This window comes from Candidimonas humi (assembly GCF_019166065.1).
Lineage (GTDB): Bacteria > Pseudomonadota > Gammaproteobacteria > Burkholderiales > Burkholderiaceae_B > Candidimonas > Candidimonas humi.
The window spans coordinates 223813-242447 of the sequence record NZ_JAHTBN010000003.1 but is presented as its reverse complement, the minus strand read 5'-3'; the positions used below and the strand labels follow the sequence as shown (position 1 = coordinate 242447).

Annotated in this window: 20 protein-coding genes and 1 riboswitch; of the genes, 10 read left to right on the top strand and 10 right to left on the bottom strand. The window is 66.9% G+C overall.

Annotated features, from left to right (window positions below):
* Positions 1-31: 31 nt before the first annotated feature.
* The 3 genes from KVP10_RS08020 to KVP10_RS08010 form a co-directional block, all read right to left on the bottom strand.
* Positions 32-838 carry an IclR family transcriptional regulator gene (locus KVP10_RS08020; RefSeq protein ID WP_246600483.1) on the bottom strand — a complete coding sequence of 269 codons (807 nt, stop codon included), beginning with the start codon at positions 836-838 and terminating at the stop codon, positions 32-34.
* Between the two features lie 101 nt (positions 839-939).
* Positions 940-1746, bottom strand: a complete 807-nt coding sequence (locus KVP10_RS08015) for a competence/damage-inducible protein A (protein ID WP_217964037.1) — start codon at positions 1744-1746, stop codon at positions 940-942.
* Between the two features lie 45 nt (positions 1747-1791).
* On the bottom strand, positions 1792-2589 hold the full coding sequence (locus KVP10_RS08010; RefSeq protein WP_217964036.1) for an EI24 domain-containing protein: 798 nt from the start codon (positions 2587-2589) through the stop codon (positions 1792-1794).
* A 222-nt stretch (positions 2590-2811) separates the two neighbouring features.
* Here KVP10_RS08010 and KVP10_RS08005 point away from each other — a divergent pair, with 222 nt between their 5' ends.
* Positions 2812-3156: a thioredoxin family protein gene (locus KVP10_RS08005; RefSeq protein WP_343218706.1), complete on the top strand. Its 345-nt coding sequence runs from the start codon at positions 2812-2814 to the stop codon at positions 3154-3156.
* A gap of 8 nt (positions 3157-3164) precedes the next feature.
* On the opposite strand, the gene KVP10_RS08000 is transcribed toward KVP10_RS08005, so the two are convergent.
* From KVP10_RS08000 to KVP10_RS07990, 3 genes are all read right to left on the bottom strand, one after another.
* Positions 3165-4547, bottom strand: a complete 1383-nt coding sequence (locus KVP10_RS08000; RefSeq protein ID WP_217964034.1) for a DEAD/DEAH box helicase — start codon at positions 4545-4547, stop codon at positions 3165-3167.
* 259 nt (positions 4548-4806) lie between these two features.
* Positions 4807-5142, bottom strand: coding sequence for an AzlD domain-containing protein (locus KVP10_RS07995; RefSeq protein WP_217964033.1), 336 nt, complete (start codon positions 5140-5142; stop codon positions 4807-4809).
* Positions 5139-5846 carry an AzlC family ABC transporter permease gene (locus KVP10_RS07990; RefSeq protein ID WP_425514650.1) on the bottom strand — a complete coding sequence of 236 codons (708 nt, stop codon included), beginning with the start codon at positions 5844-5846 and terminating at the stop codon, positions 5139-5141. The genes KVP10_RS07995 and KVP10_RS07990 overlap by 4 nt, the downstream gene beginning before the upstream one ends.
* Positions 5847-6167: 321 nt before the next feature.
* Between KVP10_RS07990 and KVP10_RS07985 the strand changes: the two genes are divergently transcribed.
* The 4 genes from KVP10_RS07985 (at position 6168) to KVP10_RS07970 (ending at position 9099) form a co-directional block, all read left to right on the top strand.
* Entirely contained in the window at positions 6168-7088 is a 921-nt protein-coding gene (locus KVP10_RS07985) for a branched-chain amino acid transaminase (protein WP_217964032.1), read from the top strand.
* Positions 7089-7205: 117 nt separating this feature from the next.
* Positions 7206-7418: a zinc-finger domain-containing protein gene (locus KVP10_RS07980; protein ID WP_217964031.1), complete on the top strand. Its 213-nt coding sequence runs from the start codon at positions 7206-7208 to the stop codon at positions 7416-7418.
* Between the two features lie 29 nt (positions 7419-7447).
* Complete coding sequence (locus KVP10_RS07975; RefSeq protein ID WP_217964030.1) at positions 7448-7870, top strand: YybH family protein; 423 nt, start codon at positions 7448-7450, stop codon at positions 7868-7870.
* A gap of 137 nt (positions 7871-8007) precedes the next feature.
* Entirely contained in the window at positions 8008-9099 is a 1092-nt protein-coding gene (locus KVP10_RS07970; protein ID WP_217964029.1) for a YheT family hydrolase, read from the top strand.
* A gap of 74 nt (positions 9100-9173) precedes the next feature.
* On the opposite strand, the gene KVP10_RS07965 is transcribed toward KVP10_RS07970, so the two are convergent.
* From KVP10_RS07965 to KVP10_RS07950, 4 genes are all read right to left on the bottom strand, one after another.
* Positions 9174-10676 carry a M48 family metalloprotease gene (locus KVP10_RS07965; protein ID WP_246600482.1) on the bottom strand — a complete coding sequence of 501 codons (1503 nt, stop codon included), beginning with the start codon at positions 10674-10676 and terminating at the stop codon, positions 9174-9176.
* Positions 10669-11526, bottom strand: coding sequence for a cytochrome c oxidase assembly protein (locus KVP10_RS07960; protein ID WP_217964514.1), 858 nt, complete (start codon positions 11524-11526; stop codon positions 10669-10671). The genes KVP10_RS07965 and KVP10_RS07960 overlap by 8 nt, the downstream gene beginning before the upstream one ends.
* 101 nt (positions 11527-11627) lie before the next feature.
* Positions 11628-12632: a sodium:calcium antiporter gene (locus tag KVP10_RS07955; RefSeq protein WP_217964513.1), complete on the bottom strand. Its 1005-nt coding sequence runs from the start codon at positions 12630-12632 to the stop codon at positions 11628-11630.
* Positions 12633-12756: 124 nt separating this feature from the next.
* Positions 12757-12957: riboswitch (yybP-ykoY riboswitch) on the bottom strand.
* Between the two features lie 41 nt (positions 12958-12998).
* Positions 12999-13463 (bottom strand): NINE protein, encoded by a 465-nt coding sequence (locus tag KVP10_RS07950; protein ID WP_246600481.1) that lies wholly within the window; start codon positions 13461-13463, stop codon positions 12999-13001.
* 276 nt (positions 13464-13739) lie between these two features.
* Here KVP10_RS07950 and KVP10_RS07945 point away from each other — a divergent pair, with 276 nt between their 5' ends.
* From KVP10_RS07945 to ruvC, 5 genes are all read left to right on the top strand, one after another.
* Positions 13740-14903, top strand: coding sequence for an FAD-dependent monooxygenase (locus KVP10_RS07945; protein WP_217964028.1), 1164 nt, complete (start codon positions 13740-13742; stop codon positions 14901-14903).
* A gap of 91 nt (positions 14904-14994) precedes the next feature.
* Complete coding sequence (gene dusB, locus KVP10_RS07940; protein WP_217964027.1) at positions 14995-16014, top strand: tRNA dihydrouridine synthase DusB; 1020 nt, start codon at positions 14995-14997, stop codon at positions 16012-16014.
* Between the two features lie 208 nt (positions 16015-16222).
* On the top strand, positions 16223-16462 hold the full coding sequence (locus KVP10_RS07935) for a helix-turn-helix domain-containing protein (RefSeq protein ID WP_217964026.1): 240 nt from the start codon (positions 16223-16225) through the stop codon (positions 16460-16462).
* Positions 16463-16481: 19 nt separating this feature from the next.
* Positions 16482-18074 (top strand): bifunctional phosphoribosylaminoimidazolecarboxamide formyltransferase/IMP cyclohydrolase, encoded by a 1593-nt coding sequence (gene purH / locus KVP10_RS07930; protein WP_217964025.1) that lies wholly within the window; start codon positions 16482-16484, stop codon positions 18072-18074.
* Between the two features lie 13 nt (positions 18075-18087).
* Positions 18088-18627 carry a crossover junction endodeoxyribonuclease RuvC gene (ruvC, locus tag KVP10_RS07925; RefSeq protein WP_217964024.1) on the top strand — a complete coding sequence of 180 codons (540 nt, stop codon included), beginning with the start codon at positions 18088-18090 and terminating at the stop codon, positions 18625-18627.
* Positions 18628-18635: the final 8 nt, after the last annotated feature.

The following is an 18635-nucleotide window of genomic DNA, read 5'->3' as shown; positions in this document are numbered from 1 at the left end:
GGCGGCGCCCCGCAGGCAGGACACCGAAACTTCAGTGCTCGCCTTCGTAGCCCATGGCCTCGGAAATCTGCGCGGCGGTACGCTGCAACAGCCCGATCCATTCGTCGCGCATGCGCTCGGCAGGGGCAGAAATCGACAGGCCGGCCTGCAGCTTGCCGGTATCGTCGTAGACGCCCGCGGCAATGCAGCGCACACCCAGTTCCAGTTCTTCGTTGTCGCGCGAATAGCCATGGCGGCGCACCAAGGCCAGGTCGCGCTCGAGCTGGTCGAGCTTGGTGATGCTGTTGCGGGTCGTGCCGGCAAGGCCGGTGCGCATGGCGTAGGCCCGCACCTGGCGCGGGTCGCTCATGGACAGGAACAGCTTGCCGGTAGAAGTCAGGTGCAAGGGCGCGCGCCCGCCTATGGCGCGCACCACCTGCATGCCCGAGCGCTCGCTCCAGGCGCGTTCGACATAGACGATCTCGTCGCCCTGCTGCAGCGACAGGTTGACGGTCTGCCCGGTGATCTTGTGCAGCTCGCGCATGGCGTCCAGCGCCACTTCGCGCACGTTCAGGCGCCCCTTTACCAGCGAGCCCAATTCCAGCAGCCTCATGCCCAACTGGTAAAGGCCGCTGTCGACACGCTCGACATAGCGGCCCGCCACGAGGTCATTGAGTATGCGGTGGGCGGTGGAGGTATGCAGGCCGGTGACGGCGGCAATGTCCTTGAGCGCTACGGGCTCGGGCTGGCGCGCCAGCACGTCGAGCAGTTGCATGGCCCGCTCCAGCACCTGGATGGTGATGGGCATGGCTTTGGCGGCGGCCGGAGCGGCGGGGGCAAGAACGGGAGGCTGTGGCATGGGTCGATGTTGACGCGGCGCAACATTCCCATAATATGAAAAATTCAGCCTCTCGGCAAGTAGTGTTTTGCGAGTGTTTTGCGAGCTGTCTTGCGCGCCAATCAGGATTCGGGGGGCGTCAGGCTGCCGCCGACGCGCAGCACCTCGGCGCGCAGGTAGGCCAGGGCCTCGGCGGCGGCGGCGGGTTCGCCCTTGACGCCCAGGTCGATATGAGGATGCCCCGTCCCGCCCATGCTGGGCAGGCTGAAGGCCTTGACGCCCGGCCATTTGCGTTCCAGCTCTTCCATGGCCGGCGTGATGCGCGATTCGGGCAAGCTGAAGGCCAGGAAGGAATGCTCGACGCGCGTGACGCGATGATGCAGGTCGCGATAGCGGTTGTCGAGCGTCCATTCCATCATCGGCCACGCCATGACGGGAAAGCCCGGCATGAAAGTGTGATTGTGGATGTAGAAGCCGGGGATCTTGTTGTAGGGGTTGGGCACGATTTCGGAGCCGACCGGAAATACCCCCATCTGCAGGCGCTGCTGGTTTTCGGGCAGGGACATGTCGGCGCTGCCCTGGCCGCGGCGCGCGTTGTCGGCGCAGCGCTCGGCGATCAACCGCTCGGCCTCGGGATGCAGCGCCAGGCCCACGCCCAGGGCCTGCGCCGCGGCCTGCCGGGTGCGGTCGTCGGGCGTGGCGCCTATGCCGCCGCAACTGAAGACCACGTCGCCGCTGGCGAAGCTGCGCTTCAGGGTGGCGACGATGGCGTCGAAATCATCGGAGACGAATTCCGCGCCGTACAACTGCATGCCGCGCTGCCCCAGCAGTTCCACCATTTTGGCGAAATGCTTGTCCTGGCGCCGTCCCGACAGGATTTCGTCGCCGATGATGATGAGCCGTACGCGGGCCGCCGTTGCCGTAGTCATGTTGCGTGATTCCCAGGAAATTCTTGCGAGGCCCTCAGGCGGCCCTCAGCCATCGATAACCGTTTCGCGCCGCAATTGCCTCAAGGCCTCGAGGCTGTAGTGGGCGAATACCAGCGCGGAAAACACCGGCAGTATGATCCAGGCCGGCGGGAACAGATTGATCAGCGACAGGAAAAGGCCCAGCAGCCAATATCCGCGGCTGTAGCGGCGCCAGAGGATTCTACGCTCCTGCACACTGGCGTGCTCGATGAGCGAGTCGACCTTCAGCATGCGGCTGAAGGCGAAAGCCCACCACAATACCGGCAGCGCCAGGGCCAGCGGCGGAAACAGCCACAGCGGCATGGTGAACAGCCAGCCTAGCACGAACAGGATCCCCACCCATATGGCGTTCCAGGTGCTGACTATGGTGGTGTAGCGGCCTTCGCGCTTCAAGCCGGGATAGTCGTGCGATTCGAGGTGCCGCAGCACGATGGGCATGACGAAGATGGCGGCGATGACCAGGCCGAGTATGCCGGAGACGGGCAGCAATATGCCCGCGGCCAGCAAGGGCACCAGGTACAGCTTGATGGAGAACAGGCCGATCGCCAGCATCCACTGGTCGATATGATCCAGCAGGCCCCAGCCCGACACTTCGGTATTCAGCCAGTGCGTGAGCGGCGTCCAGAAGGCCCACAGCAATATAATGGCCCCGACGATGGCGATCAGGAACGGCATCAGCACCGCCAGCAACATCTTCGGATGGCATTGCGAAACCACCGCGCGCCTGAAGGCCAGGCCCACGCCGGAAAAGCCGTTGACGGAGGGGCGGGCGGTGCCGCGCAGTACCAGATCGGAATCGCTCATCGCATCATTTCAAAGACAGACATTGGAACAGGGAAGCTCCGGACATGCCGGCTCCGCGCCTGCACTCGGACGTGGGGCTCCGGGACCAGGCCCGGGCCGCTTGCGCAAAGCCAGCCCCGGGGAATCTCCGGGAATGGCAGTTTCGAAGCTTTCCTATCATAGTCAAACCCGGCGTAATTTTCTTCCATGCCCGTACTGAATCCGTTACACGATCTATCGGCCTTGCAGTCCCGCCTCGCGGCCCGTTCCGGCCTGGTGGTGGTTTGCTATTGCGCCGCCTGGTGCGACACCTGCACGCAATACCGCGGCGACTTCGAGCAGCTCGCGCTGCGCCTGCCGCAACATGCGTTCGTATGGGTGGATATCGAAGACAGCCCCGAGCTGCTGGGCGACGAAGACGTGGAAAACTTCCCTACCCTGGCCATCCAGGGAACCGAAGGAAATCGCTTCTTCGGCACCCTGCTGCCCTACATCGGCCACCTGGAACGGCTCATCGAGCAATTACAGGGCGATGCCGGGCATGCAGTCGTGGAAGGGCCGCCGCTGCTGCGCACGCTGGCCGGCTGAAGCCGGAATCAGTGGCGCCCGCCGCCCAGCAGCACACCGACCGATTTGCGGGCCGGCTGGCGTAGCGGCGTGTCCTGCACCGACGGCGCCGGCGGCGCTGCGGCAGGCTCGTAGGGCTTGTAGAAGAAATCGTCGACGGGCTGGGCGGGCGCGCCGCCGTATGTGCCGTGACGGCTGCCGCCGGAGCGGCCATGGCTCGAACCGCGCGCCGGACGCGCCGAAGGCGGCAGCGAAAACTGCCCGCGCGGGATGCTCGCCTTGATGAGCTTTTCAATGTCGTGCAGGTACCGCTCTTCGTCGGGCGCGAAAAAGGCGATGGCCTCGCCGCTGGCGCCGGCGCGGCCGGTACGGCCGATGCGGTGCACGTAGTCTTCGGGGTTGTAGGGCAGATCGTAATTGATCACGCAGGGAATCCCGGCGACGTCCAGGCCGCGGGCCGCCACGTCGGTGGCCACCAGCACTTCGAGTTCGCCGGCCTTGAAAGCGTCCAGCGCCTTCATGCGGTCGAGCTGGCTCTTGTCGCCGTGGATGGATTCGGCCTTCACGCCGTCGCGCTGCAATTGCCGGGCCAGGCGGCTGGTGCCGATCTTGGTGTTGGAAAACACGATGACCTGGTTCAGGCCGCGCGACTTGATCAGGTGCACGACGGCGGCGCGCTTGTCGTCGCCGGCCAGCGGGTAGGCGATCTGCGTGACGGTGTCGGCCGTGGCGTTGCGCGCCGCGACTTCGATCTCGGCGGGATTGTTCAGGAAGCTGCGGCCCAGCTTGCGGATCTCGTTGCTGAAGGTCGCGGAAAACAGCAGGCCCTGGCGGCGTTCGGGCAACAGGCGGACGATGCGATCCAGGTCGGGCAGGAAGCCCATGTCCAGCATGCGGTCGGCTTCGTCCAGCACCAGTATGCCGACCTGCCCCAGATTGACGTTCTTTTGCTCTACGTGGTCGAGCAGCCGCCCCGGCGTGGCGATGAGCACTTCGCAGCCGCGGCGCAGCGCATCGCGCTGCGGCCCGATGTCCACCCCGCCGAACACCACGGCCGAACGCAAGGGCGTGGGCTTGCTGTAGCGCATCACGCTTTCGGCCACCTGGTCGGCCAGCTCGCGCGTGGGCGTGAGGATCAGCGCCCGTACCGGGTGGCGCGCCGGCGAGGCGCTGGTATTGGCCACGGCCATCAGCCTGTGCAGTATGGGCAGCGTGAAGGCCGCCGTCTTGCCCGTGCCGGTCTGGGCGGCGCCCATGACGTCGCGGCCCGCCATCACTATGGGTATGGCCTGGGCCTGGATGGGCGTAGGAGTGGTGTAGCCGGTTTCGGCGACGGCCTGCAGGATGCTGGGGTGCAGGCCAAAATCGGAGAACGTGGTGGCGGATGTGTCGGATTGAGTGGAGTCAGTCATCAGAGCGGTACGCCTGCAGCGGGAAGAGCCCACGCAGGCCTTTTATCAACCTGCCATTTTAGCGCAGCATGGCCCTTCCCCCCTAATCCGGCGCCGTGCGAAGCCGCCGGCAGCCCCCGGAGTGTCGCGAAAAATCCACGAAATACCAAGGAGTTACGGCGCCCGGGGCAGGGATCGGTAGACACCGGGCCCGAAGCCGGCAAGGCGCCCGCCCGCGGCCGGCAGCCCGGCGGCGCCGGGAAACCGCGCGGCCAGGCGATCAGGACAGGGCCTGCAGCCCCCACAGCGCCAGCATGCCCGCGACGATCACCATCACCGCACTGCGGGTGCGCAGGTATATCAGCACCGCGATGATTGCAGCAACGGCCTTGGCGCCCACGTGCGGCATGGCCCCGGGCGTCCACGGCAGCAGCTCGGGCAGGACAATGGCGATCAGCGCGGCGTTCGGCGCGTAGCGCAAGGCCCGCCGCAGGCCTTCGGGCAAGGGGAAATAATCGCCGAACAGCAAATAGCCGCAGCGCGTCAGGAAGCTGCAGACCACCAGCAGCCCAATGGCGCCCAGCACATACCAGTCCCAGCCTGCGTGATTCGTCATCCCAGTCTCCGCAGCAAGGCGGCGATACGGCGGCGCAGGCGCGGCCGCTCCCGCGGGCGATTGCGATTACGGTCGTGGCGCTCGGCGGCGACGCCGGCCGCCACGCCCGCGATCACGGCGGCGACCAGGCCCAGGCGCAGCGGCAGGCCCTGCCCGAACCAGGCCGCTATGGCCGCGGCACAGAGAGAGATGGCCATGGGCCGGGTCGTGATCAGCGGAATGATGATGGCCAGCAGGGCCAATATCGCCGCATAGTCCAGCGACCAGGACGCGGGCACCCCGGCCCCCATGTATATGCCCAGCAGCGAGCAGGCCTGCCAGGAAAGCCAGCCGGGCACGATGACGCCGATGAAATACCAGAGCTGGTCGCGCGAGCCTTTTTCGCGCGCATCGGCATAGCGCTGCATGAAAAGCACGAACACGATGTCGCCCGACAGATAGCCCAGGATCAGGCGGCGGCGCCGGGAATAGCCGCGGAAGTACGGATGCAGGGCGGCGCCGAAGATGACGAAGCGGATATTCACCACGCAGGCTGCCGCGAAAACCAGCCATAGCGGCGCCCCCGACACGATCAGCGGCAGCGCGGTAAGCTGCGCCGAGCCGGCATAGACGAGCACCGTCATGAGCACCGACATCCCCACGGTCAGCCCCGACTTGACCAGCGCTATGCCCGTGACCAGCGCCCATACGCTGGTGGCGACCATGGTGGGCAGCACATCGCGCAGGCCGGTGCAAAAACTGCGGCGGGCCGACGCATCGGGCCAGGGCATGGAAGTCGGGAGGAAAGCCGGCAAGGAAAACCTCGGTCAGGGTCGGGTCGGGCCGATACGGCGCCGCGGGCCCGCGGCGATTCGGCGCGCCGCAAGTATGCGTGCGCCAAAAGACCGCTATTGTAAGGCTCACCGCTTGCTACAATTATTGCCGCGAAAGCTCGGCGCAAGCCGGCGCGGCACCCCTCCCAAGACAGGGTATCGGGCCGGGCCGGCATGGCGGAGCCTCTTCGATTTCCATCCACGGAGAACATTATGTCGATGTCCGATCGCGACGGTTTCATCTGGTATGACGGCAAGCTGGTGCCCTGGCGCGATGCCACCACCCACGTCCTGACCCATTCGCTGCACTATGGGCTGGCCGTCTTCGAAGGCGTGCGCGCCTACAACACCGACATCGGCACCGCCATCTTCAAGCTGAAAGAACACACCAACCGCCTGTTCAATTCGGCCCATATCTACCAGATGGCGATCCCCTACGACCGCGACGCCATCAACGCCGCGCAATGCGAAGTGGTGCGCGCCAACAAGCTCGAATCCTGCTATATCCGCCCGCTGGTGTTCTACGGCTCGGAAAAAATGGGCGTTTCTCCCAAGGGCGCGCAGGTGCACGTGGCCATCGCCGCCTGGTCCTGGGGCGCCTACCTGGGCGAAGAGGCTCTCAAGCAGGGCATCCGCGTCAAGGTGTCGTCCTACGCCCGGCAGCACGTCAACGTCACGATGCCGCGCGCCAAGGTGGCCAGCACCTACGCCAATTCCATCATCGCCAATGCCGAGGCGCTGGACCACGGCTACGACGAGGCCATCCTGCTCGACACCGACGGCTTCGTGGCCGAGGGTTCCGGCGAGAACATCTTCATCGTCAAGGATGGCGTGCTGTGCGAGCCGGAAATCGCCTCGGCGCTGACCGGCATCACCCGCGCCACCATCCACACGCTGGCCGCCGACCTGGGCATCCCCCTGGTCACCAAGCGCCTGACCCGCGACGACCTGTACATCGCCGACGAGGCGTTCTTCAGCGGCACCGCCGCCGAAGTCACGCCGATCCGCGAAGTCGACCGCCGCGTCATCGGCCAGGGCAGCCGCGGCCCGATCACGGCCAAGCTGCAGCAAGCCTTCTTCGATGCGGTCAACGGCCACAACCCGAAATACCGCCACTGGCTCACCAAGGTATAAAGGCGCACGCTCCTTATAAAGCCCCGCGCCGCGCCTGCCGGCTTGCCGCCCCGATGCCGGGGCGGGCCGGCGGCGCCAAGCCCTATACAAGTACACCCGTTACATCCAGGACACCCCATGACCAGCGCAGACCAGTCATCGCATCCCGAGCAGCCCACCATCTTCGTCGAAGCCAAGGACTTGCCCGTCTACTGCCCGGGCCCCAATGCCCCGCTCTGGAGCATGCATCCGCGGGTCTACATCGAGGTCGTGAAGACCGGCCGCGCCCTGTGCCCTTATTGCGGGGCGGCCTACCAGCTCAAGGAAGGCGAGCACGTGCACGGGCACTGAGCCGCGCGCGTTCTTCGACCCCGGCCATCATGTTTGCCACTCCCCAAGAAGCCGAAAGCGCCTTTTACGAGGCCTTGCGCCGCGCCGACACGGCGCTGCTGCTGCAGGTCTGGGCCGACGACGAGGAAATCGTCTGCGTGCATCCGGGGGGCTTGCGCCTGATCGGGCATGACGCCGTGCAGGAATCCTGGCAGCAAATTCTCGAGAAGGGGCCGCTGGACATCCGGCCGGCGCGTCCGCTGGTGCTGAGCAGCCTCATGAGCTCCACCCATACATTGATAGAACAGCTCACGTTCTCGACCCCCGAAGGCCGCCAGACCGCGCACTGTTATTGCACCAACGTCTACCAGAAAGGCGCCACGGGCTGGCGCATGGTGCTGCACCATGCCTCCAATGCGCCCAGCAACGCCGGCATGTTCGACTTGCAGGACGTTCCAGGCACCCTGCACTAGCGGCCGAAGAACAACCAGGGCACAGGCGCACACCGTTCACGCATTGCGCCGGCCGCGACGGGATCCGCCGAGACCCGCCAACAGGACAAGCCGGTTCAAGCCTGCACTCGAAAACCGGCACACAAGACAAAAGGTTCGTGACAGCACAGATAGATTCCTCGCCCTGCCCCATTCCGTTCTGGCTTCCGGGACGGCATTTGCAGACCACTTACGGCGCGCTCGGCGCCCGCTATCATCGCATTGCTTTCGTGCGTGAGCGTGTCGACACGCCCGACGGCGACTTCATCGATTTCGACTGGGTCGGGCCGGGGCTGTTTTCCGACCAGACCGCCGACGGCAAGCCGGTCAGGCCCGACCCGGGGCTGGCCGGCACGGCAGCGCGCCGCTGGGTCGGGCCGTCCGACTGGGCCAGCCTGCCGACCACGCCGGAAACGCCCGCGCTGGTGTTGTTCCACGGCCTGGAAGGCAGCAGCCGCAGCCATTACGCGCAAGCCATCGCACAGCACTTCCGGGCGCGCGGCTGGATCGTGGCCGTGGCCCACTTCCGCGGCTGCTCGGGTTTCGCCAATCGCATGGCGCGCGCCTATTTTTCGGGCGACTCCGTGGACCTGGGCTTCATGCTGGACACCGTGCGCGCCCGCGTGCCGCACGCAGCCTGGCACGCGGTAGGCATATCGATGGGCGGCAATGCCATGCTCAAGTACCTGGGCGAGCAGCCCGAAGCCACGCGCTGGCTGAGCGCGGCGGCGGCGATCTCGGTGCCCCTGGACCTGGTGGCCAGCGGCAATGCGCTGACCGACACCTTTGCCGGACGGCGCCTGTACACGCCGCATTTCCTGAAGACCATGAAAGAAAAGGTGCTGGAAAAGGCCAAGCGCTTTCCGGGCACCATAGACGTGTTCCGCCTGGGGCAGGCGCGTTCCCTGCGCGACTTCGACGACCTCTACACCGCGCCGATGCACGGCTACCGCAATGCCCTGGATTACTGGACGCGGGCTTCCAGCAAGCCCTGGCTGGCCGCCATCGCCGTGCCGACGCTGGTGCTCAATGCGCGCAACGACCCCTTCGTGCCCGGGCCCTCGCTGCCCGGCTCGGCCGACTGCTCCGACAATGTCGTGCTGCACCAACCGGCCGAGGGCGGCCATGTGGGTTTCGTCACCGGGGCCTTCCCGGGCACGACAGGCTGGCTGCCCACGCGCATCGGCCGCTACTTCGAAACCGGCCATTGACGAGGGCGTCTGGCGTCTGGCGTCTGGCGTCTGGCGGTGCATGATAGCGCCCCAGGCTTCGGGGCTTGCAGAGTTCAGTCCGACTTCTTGAACCGCCTGAGCAACTGGCGTTCGCTATCGAGGCGCTGGCGTAGATCGCGGATCTGCGCATCCAGCTCGGACTGTGTGTAGAAATCGGTAGTCAGGTCGCGCGCCTGGCGCAGTTGCTCGACCGCGGTGGACAAGGAGCCGGTCAGCACGTAGTACTTGGCCATGGAGCGCCGCGCATCCACCTTGCGCCCCAGGCGTTCCTGGCTTTGCGCCCGCAAACGATACAGGTGGGCGAGCGCGGGCCACTGCTTGATGCAGGGCTCCAGGAATTTGAGCGCCTCGTCGTCGCGGCGCGCCTGCTGCAAGACCTCGACCAGCATCAAGGCCACCCCCTGGCTATGAGGCCAACGCTGCCAGGCGGCGCGGGCGATGCGCAGCGCCTCGTCGGCATGGCCCTCGCTATTGGCCAGCCTGGCGGCCAGCACTGCGGTCTCGGGCACGACAGAGGGATCTTCGGCAGACTTGGCCAACGCTGTCGCAGCCCGGGGGTAGTCGCCGGATTCCCAGTAGCCATAGGCAATGCCGTACCAGGCTGCCGAGCGCTGCACGGCGCTGCCCTGGCCGGTTTCCTGCTGCAGTTGCAACAGGGCGTCCTGGCGATCCTGGCGGCTCACCGCCTGCAGTACCCGCAGCTTGGCGCGCAGATACCAGAACTGCGGGTCGTCCTGGTGGTGCACGGGCGGCAGTTCGGCCACCCTATTCTGGATGTCGGACATGCGCTGTATCGACAGCGGATGGGTGCTGGTGTAGGCGCCGCCCCCCTTGCCTTCGTTCAGGCTGGAGGAATTCATGAGCATGGCGAACATCTGCACCATGCCGCGCGGATCGTAGCCAGCCTTGCGCAGCATCTCGAAGCCGGCGCGGTCGGCCTCTTGCTCGGCCTGGCGCGAAAAACCCAGTTCGCGGTCGATCGCCGCGGCCTGCCCGAAGGTGGCCACGCCCATGGCCAGGTCGCCGCTGCCCGCCAGCCCGGCCAATAGCGCGCCTACCAGCGATGCGATCACGACCGCGGTGTTCTGCGATTGCTGGGTCATGCCCCGGGCAATGTGCCGCTGCACGACGTGGCCGATTTCGTGCGCCAGCACGGACGCGAGTTCGGATTCGTTGGCGGCGGACACCACCAGGCCGCTATTGATGCCGATATAGCCGCCCGGCAGCGTAAAGGCGTTGATCTGCGGATCGCGTACGCCGAACACGGTGATGCGGTGGGTGCCGCCTTCCGGCGCGCCGGCCATCAGCTTGCGGCCCATGCCGGTCAGGTACTGATCGAGGTCGGGGTCGGAAATATAGGTGGGGTCGCGCCGCCCCTGTTCCATGATGGCGTCGCCCAGCAGTTGCTCGAGCGAGGGAGGAAGTTCGGCGTCGGCGGCGCTGCCCATGCTGGGCAGCCCTATGGGCTGAGCCAGGGCCGGCAGCGGCAAGGCCAGTGCCAGCGCCACGCAGACCGCGCCGCGGCGCAGGCGCCCCCAGGCCCTGCTGTCAGGCATGCGCGGTGGCCGGAGCCGCCGCGCGCAGGCGCTCGCGCCGGCTGCGCAGCCGCCCCTTGCTGGACAGCCGCATGAGATGCGACAGGGCGAACATCAGGCCGCAGATCTCGATCAGGCCGGCGGGGATCCACATGGTCAAGCCGCCCAGGCTCTGGTCCATCACGGCGGACATGGGTATGGCGCGTCCGCACAGGGCGAACACCGGATAGATATCGTGCTGGGTGAAGGTGATGATCGCCCCCACCAGCATTTGCGGCGCCATGGTGATGATGGGCGAAATGATGCGGCTGCCCGGCGACATCACCGCGGGCGGGCTGGGCCGGCGATCGAGGATCAGGTTCCAGTAGAGAAAACCGCTGGCCACCACGGACCAGTTCATGAAACGGTACAGGCGCCAGTCGAGCATGGAATAGAACTGGATGCTGGGCACCAGCCATATCACCACCAGCAACACGAACAGGAAAGGCACCAGGAACTTGTTGGTGAGCAGGGATTCCAGGATGCGGCCCGTCAGGCTGCGGCGGAATTCCAGCAGCATGCGGCGCCAGCGCGCGGGCAGGCCGGCGCGCATGACCTGGCCGGGATAGGACCCCATTATCAACAAGGGCCCCAGGTGGTGCAGTACCAGATGCTGCAGGCGATGCGCGAAGAACAGGCGTTCGGCGTAGTAGTCGACCCGCGTGTGCAGCGACAGATAAAGCAGCACCATCCCCGTCCAGAACAGCGCCTGGCGCACCCGCGTGACGCGATGCACCCGGACGCCGCGCACGTACAGGCCGCCGCCGATAATAAACAGCAGCACCAGAGTGGGGGAAAATTCCCAGGGGATGAGCCAGTCCAGCCAGTCCATTTCGCGTCCGTCGAAACCTCGATTGTAAGCCAAGGCGCGGCCGCCCGAGACCGTCCGGGCGCCGTGGCCCGTGCGTTCGGGAGCCTGACCCGGCCGCTACATTATGTCTCCAGGCGCGCCAGGATATAGGCCGCGAAAACCAGGTAGAGCAGGCCTACGCGGGCCAGGGAGCCGGCACGCATGCGGCCGAGCCGGAAGCGCGTCCACAGGAAGGCGATGGACGCCATGGTCAGCGCCGCCGCCACCAGCAGCGGCGCATCCAGTTCCCAAGGCGTCATGAAGATCGCCAGCGCGCTGGGTATGGTGGCCTGGATCATCATGGCGCCCGAAATATTGGCCAGCGCCAGGCGCTCCCTGCCCTGCCGCACCCAGATCAGGGCATTCATGATTTCGGGCAGCTCGGTGGCGACCGGCGACAGCAGCACGGCGGCCATGCGCGCCGGCATGCCCGCCCACACCCCTATCGTATAGATCTGGTCGACGAATACGTGCGAGGCCAGCGCGATCACCGCGAGAGCCAATATAGTCTGCAGCAAGGCCCAGGCGAGCGTAGGCAGCGGATCGCGCGGGCGCAGCCGCAAGGGTTCCAGGCCGACGGCGTCGAGCTTGTCGTCCTCGGCCTTCAATTCGTGCCGCACATAGATGCCGTAGGCCGCCAGGAACAACAATCCGAGCCAGGGCTTCCAGGAAAACACGAGCAGGCCCAGCCCTACCTTGACCACGAAGATCGCCATGAACCAGGCCTGGTCCGAGGCCAGCCTGCGCTGGTTCGCCACCAGGCTAGAGGGCTCGGCCGGCCGGCGGCGCGCGCGGCGCAGCACCGCCAGTCCCACCACCGCATAGGCCACGGTGGCCAGCACCAGCGGGCCGCCGAGGGCCGCGCCCACGCCCACGTCCTTGTGCTCTGGCGAGCCGCCAAACATCACGGCCATGAACGTGACCGCGCTCTCGGGCAAGGCGGTGCCGAAAGCCGCCAGCACGGTGCCCACGGCGGTGGCGCCCAGGTTCAAGCGGCAGCCGGTCCATTCGATGCCATTGACGAAGAATTCGCAGGCGAAATAAATGGCCGCGGCGGAAAGGAAAAACAGGAGGAAAGTGAGCAGCATGACGTCCACAGCCGGGCGAAACACGAGGACCATGGCGCAAGCGCATCTCGCCCGGCAGGGGGGATGCTTTGCGGCCAAAGGTCTCGCCGGCTGCCGGCCCGTGGGGAACCTCTGCCGATCCGGCATGGAGCCGGCTGCCTGGAAGGCAGTCAGCCTCGAGCCGCCGGCTCTGGGTGTTCCTGGGCCATCAGTGCCTGCGCCATGGCTGTGGATTGCCAAGTTTGTTGACGCAGGCTTTTCAGGGTGTCGTGTCGTGCGGGCCTATGCCATGGGCAGGCCGGACAGGACAGCAGCCCGAAAATGGCTACTCCCCAATGACGGAAGTGGGTGGATTCTAACAGACTTGGCTGCGCCGGGCGCAGCAGCCTATAGCTGCAGGCCGTCGAGCCAGCCCATCGCGACATAGATGTGCATGACCGTGAGCGCTATGCCGAACACCACCACGGTGCCTGCCAGTATCAGGGTAACGATGGCGGCGAGGATGGGGCCCCAGCGGGTATGGGTGGCCACGCCCGAATCGGGGTTGTACAACTGGTCGAACTTGTCGTCAGGCTTGACGGCGAAGATCAGGGCCTCGATGTAGCCCTCGGTAATGGGCAGGAGCAAGAGCAGGAAGGCCGGATTGTCCCACCACACCGGATACAGGTGGGCCAGCGCCAGCATCACGCAGGAATACACAGTGAACACCCAGGCCCTGCGGCGCCCCAGGTACCACCAGTGGGCGCCGAACATGCCCAGCAGGCACGCCAGCCACGCGACGGTGGTCTTGCTGCGGTGCGTAACTGAGGCGGGGGTAGCCATGGCCGAGGCCGGGCTGGATTGCGGCTGCATGATCGGAAAACCTCTGGGGGCATTGCGCGCCTGGGCGTACGCGAGCGCCGCCGGCGCTTAAAATGAATGAACGGGACGTCCGGCAAAAACTGCGGGGCCTCCGGAATCATAATCCGGGGCTCTTCCAGACCCGGATTCTTGAAACGAATCCCGGGCCCGGGCGCCGGACTCGATCATTGTATTCCAGAGCCCGCCCTGGCCGGAAGGCGGCGCGTGCCGGAAAACCCCGCTGATTCCGCGGGCAACGGGCTCGAACTCTCAACCCTGAAGGAACGGATGGATCTCCCCGCTCATGATGTCGATGTGGCCATCGTCGGCGCCGGCCCGGTAGGCTGTGCGCTGGCCCTGCTGCTGGCGCGCGTAGCCCCGCATCCGCAGCGCATTGCGCTGGTCGGGCGCGCAGCCCCGGCCGCGCGCGGCGGCGACGGCGCAGCCGACCCGCGCACACTGGCGGTAAACCATGGCAGCCGCGTCCTGCTCGAACAACTGGACGCATGGCCGGCGGTGGCGGCCAGCATAGAAACCGTGCACGTATCGCAGCGCGGGCGCCTGGGCCGCACCTTGATACGCCACGAAGAGCTGGGCGTCCCGCGCCTGGGCAGCGTGGCGGGCTACGACGCCCTGCTCTCGGCCATGACGCGGGCAGTGGCGGCCAGCCCGGTGCGCTTCATCGAGGCGCAAAAACCCGAGGTGCATCGCGGCGCCCAGGCGGCAGGCATAGACCTGGGGCAGGAACGCCTGTCCTGCGGGATTGTGGTGCAGTCCGACGGCTCCCGCCCTGCCGGCTTGCACCGCGACTACGGCCAGGAAGCCGTGCTCGCCTGCGTCCGCGCCGAACGCCCCCAACGCGGCTGGGCCTACGAACGTTTCACCAACGAAGGCCCGCTGGCCCTGCTGCCCCACCCGGCCGGCGACGGCCTGTACAGCTTGGTGTGGTGCTGCACGCCCCAACATGCCCGGCAGTTGCGCGACATGGGCCCGGCGGAATTCGCCGCCGCCTTGCAGCAGCGCTACGGCGACAGGCTGGGACGCCTGAGCCTGGCCGGCGAGCGCCACGTGTTTCCCCTGTCGCTGCACGCCGGCCCCACCCTGCCCGGCCCCCGCACGGTGGCCATCGGCAACGCCGCCCAGACCCTGCATCCGGTGGCCGGCCAAGGCCTGAACCTGGGCCTGCGCGACGCGGCGCAACTGGCGCAGGCGCTGGCCCCGTGGCTGCTGCGGCCGCAGTCCGACCCCGCCAGCCTGCTGCGCCGGTTCGCCGAGGGCCGGCGCGCCGACCGCTGGCTGACCGCGGGCATCACCGACTTGTTACCGCGCGTCTTCGCCACGCGCCTGCCGCCCGTGGAACACGCCTGCGGGCTGGCCTTGCTGGCCCTGGACCTGAGCGCGGGCCTGCGCCTGCCCCTGGCGCGGCACCTGATGCAAGGCCTGCGCGGCTGAGGCACGGCCCCGGCTCGCGGGCCAGGCCTGCATATGCCGGGCCGGAACCGGGGACGGGCCCATCGCGCGACGACAGGGTTAAAATCCCCCGATGCGCATAGGCCCCTGGTCCCTTCCCAACCCCGTATTCGTCGCTCCCATGGCGGGCGTGACCGATCGCCCGTACCGCAAGCTTTGCAAGCGGCTGGGGGCGGGCTATGCCGTGTCCGAGATGGCGGCAAGCAATCCCAGGTTGTGGGATAGCGTCAAGACTTCGCGCCGCCTCGACCACGCCGGCGAGATCGATCCCATCGCGGTGCAAATCGCAGGGTCCGACCCCGCCATGCTGGCCGAGGCTGCGGTGTTCAATGTCGAAAAAGGCGCCCGCATCATCGACATCAACATGGGCTGCCCGGCCAAGAAGGTGTGCAATGCCGCGGCCGGCTCCGCCCTGCTGCGCGACGAAGCCCTGGTGGCGCGCATCCTCGAAAGCGTGGTCCGGGCCTGCGAACCGCTGGGCGTGCCGGTCACGCTCAAGACCCGCACCGGCTGGGACCGCAGCCATCGCAACGCGCCGCGCGTGGCCAGGATGGCCGAGGACATCGGCATCGCCGCGCTGACCCTGCACGGACGCACCCGCGCCGACCTGTACCAGGGCGATGCCGAATACGACACCATCGGCGAGGTCAAAAGCCTGCTGAAAATCCCGGTAATTGCAAATGGGGATATCGATAGCCCGGAAAAAGCCGAATACGTATTAAAGTACACCGGTGCGGACGCCGTCATGATCGGCCGGGCCGCGCAGGGCCGCCCCTGGATTTTCCGCGAAGTGGCGCATTACCTGGCAAGCGGTGCGTACTTGCCGCCGCCCACTTACGGCGAATTGCGCTCGTGCCTGCTCGATCACCTCGAGGATCACTATCGCTTCTATGGCGAGTTCACCGGGGTGCGCTCGGCGCGCAAGCACATCGGCTGGTATCTTGCCGAGCTGGCCGACAGCCAGGCCCTGATTGCCAGTATCAACACGATCGAAAGCACGCGCGAGCAGACCGCAGCGCTGGTCCGCTGGTTCGACCACCGGCCGGCCGACGGGCCGGCCACGCGCAGGGTGCCGCAGCGGCTGGCCGCCTGAGGGGGGCCGACCGGGCCACGCCGAAGGCGACAGGCTCGACCACAAGAGGAAAGAGGCGCAAAGCCACGGAACATTCGACTAGCAGTAAAGGACGGTCCGGCACAATCCGGCCGTCCCGGCGCGGCCAGGGCCATGATTGCCCAGCCGCGCGAATCACACACTTGAATCTACCAATAAGCACAATAACCAAACGCGATACGAAGCCACCATGAACCACAAGTCTCCCCTGGAACAGTCCGTCCGCGAACGTCTCGAACGCTATTTTTCCGATCTCGGCGACGCCGAGCCGCACGACCTGCTGGCCATGGTCGTGAGCTGCGTCGAGCGTCCGGTACTGCAGGTTGCCCTCGAGAAATCCCAGGGCAACCAGTCCAAGGCCGCCGCCATGCTCGGCGTCACGCGCAGCACGCTGCGCAAGAAGCTGCTCGCACACAATCTGCAACCCTGAACCCTTCCCTGTCCAACTCATGAAAATCCAGACCGCCCTGATTTCGGTTTCAGACAAGACCGGCATCGTCGAATTCGCCAAAGCCCTCGCGCAACGCGGGGTGCGGCTGCTGTCCACCGGAGGCACGGCCAAGCTGCTGGCGCAATCCGGCCTCGCCGTCACCGAAGTGGCCGAGCACACCGGCTCGCCCGAGATTCTCGACGGCCGCGTCAAGACCTTGCACCCGAAGATACATGGCGGCCTGCTGGCGCGCCGCGACAGCGCCGAACACCTCGACACGCTGCGCCGGCACGGCATCGACGCCATCGACATGCTGGTGGTCAATCTGTATCCCTTTCGCGAAACCATCGCCCGGCCCGATTGCTCCTTCGCCGACGCGGTGGAAAACATCGACATCGGCGGTCCGGCCATGCTGCGCGCCGCGGCCAAGAACCACGGCACGCCGCAAGGCGGCGTGACGGTAGTCATCGACCCGGCCGACTATACGCGCGTGCTGGCCGAGATCGACGGGCCGAACGGCACGACCTCGTACGGCCTGCGCCTGGAACTGGCCACCAAGGCCTATGCGCATACCGCCGCCTACGACGGCGCCATCGCCGCCTATCTCAGCGGCCTGGCCGAAGCCGAGCCGGCCCAGGAAGCCGCGCCCGCGCGCGAGCCCTGGCCCCGCACCCTGACCCTGCAGGCGCAGCGCCGGCAAGTCCTGCGCTACGGCGAGAATCCGCACCAGGCGGCGGCCTTCTATGTCGAAACCCCGGTCGGCGCCGGGCTGCTGGGCGGCTACCACCAGTTGCAGGGCAAGGAACTGTCCTACAACAACATCGCCGACGCCGACGCCGCCTGGGAATGCGCGCGCAGCTTCGACACGCCCGCCTGCGTCATCGTCAAGCATGCGAACCCCTGCGGCGTGGCCACGGCGGCGACGCCCGAACAAGCCTACCGGCAGGCCTTCAAGACCGACCCCACGTCGGCCTTCGGCGGCATCATCGCCTTCAACCGGCCCGTGGATGCCGCGACCGCAAAAGCCGTCACGGAACAATTCGCCGAAGTGCTGCTGGCGCCTTCATACAGCGGCGAGGCGCTGGCCGTGTTCGCCGCCAAGAAGAACCTGCGCGTGCTCGAAGTGCCGCAAGGCGAAGCGCACAATGTCTTCGACCTGAAGCGCGTGGGCGGCGGCTGGCTGGTGCAGACGCCCGACGACTACCAGGTGCCGGTGTCCGACTTCAAGGTGGCCACGCGCAAGACGCCCACCGAGGACCAGATGCGCGACCTGCTGTTCGCCTGGAAGGTGGCCAAGTACGTCAAGTCCAACGCCATCGTGTTCGCCGCCGGCGGCATGACGGTCGGCGTGGGCGCGGGCCAGATGAGCCGCGTCGACTCGGCCCGCATCGCCTCCATCAAGGCCGGCAACGCCGGCCTGAGCCTGGCGGGCTCGGCTGCGGCCTCGGACGCCTTTTTCCCGTTCCGCGACGGCCTGGACGTGGTGGTCGATGCCGGCGCGTCCTGCGTGATCCAGCCCGGCGGCAGCATACGCGACGACGAAGTCATCGCCGCGGCCGACGAGCGCGGCATCGCCATGGTGCTGACGGGCGCGCGCCATTTCCGCCACTGAGGCCGCCCGTCCGATGCGCATACTGGGCATCGACCCCGGGCTGAGGCGCACCGGCTTCGGCGTCATCGAAGCCCATGGCATGCGCCTGAGCTACATCGCCAGCGGCACCATCGTGGTGCCCGCCGGCGAGCCCTTGGCGCAGCGGCTCAAGGTCATACTGGACAATCTGCGCGAAGTGGTGGCATCGACCCGGCCGGACGTGTCGGCGTTGGAAAAAGTCTTCGTCAACACCAACCCGAGCTCCACGCTGCTGCTCGGCCAGGCGCGCGGCGCAGCGCTGTGCGCGCTGGCCGACAGCGAGCTGCTGGTGCACGAATACACCGCGCTGCAGATCAAGAAGGCAGTGGTCGGCAACGGCCACGCCGCCAAGGAACAAGTGCAGAAGATGGTGCAGCAATTGCTGGCGCTGGACGGACTACCCGCGGCCGATTCCGCCGACGCGCTGGCCTGCGCCATCTGCCATGCGCACGCCGGCCCCCTGGCGCAGCGGCTGCAGCGGGCCGGCGGCGACGCCACGCACCGCGGCCGCCTGCGCGGCGGCAGATTCATTTGATAGCTGAA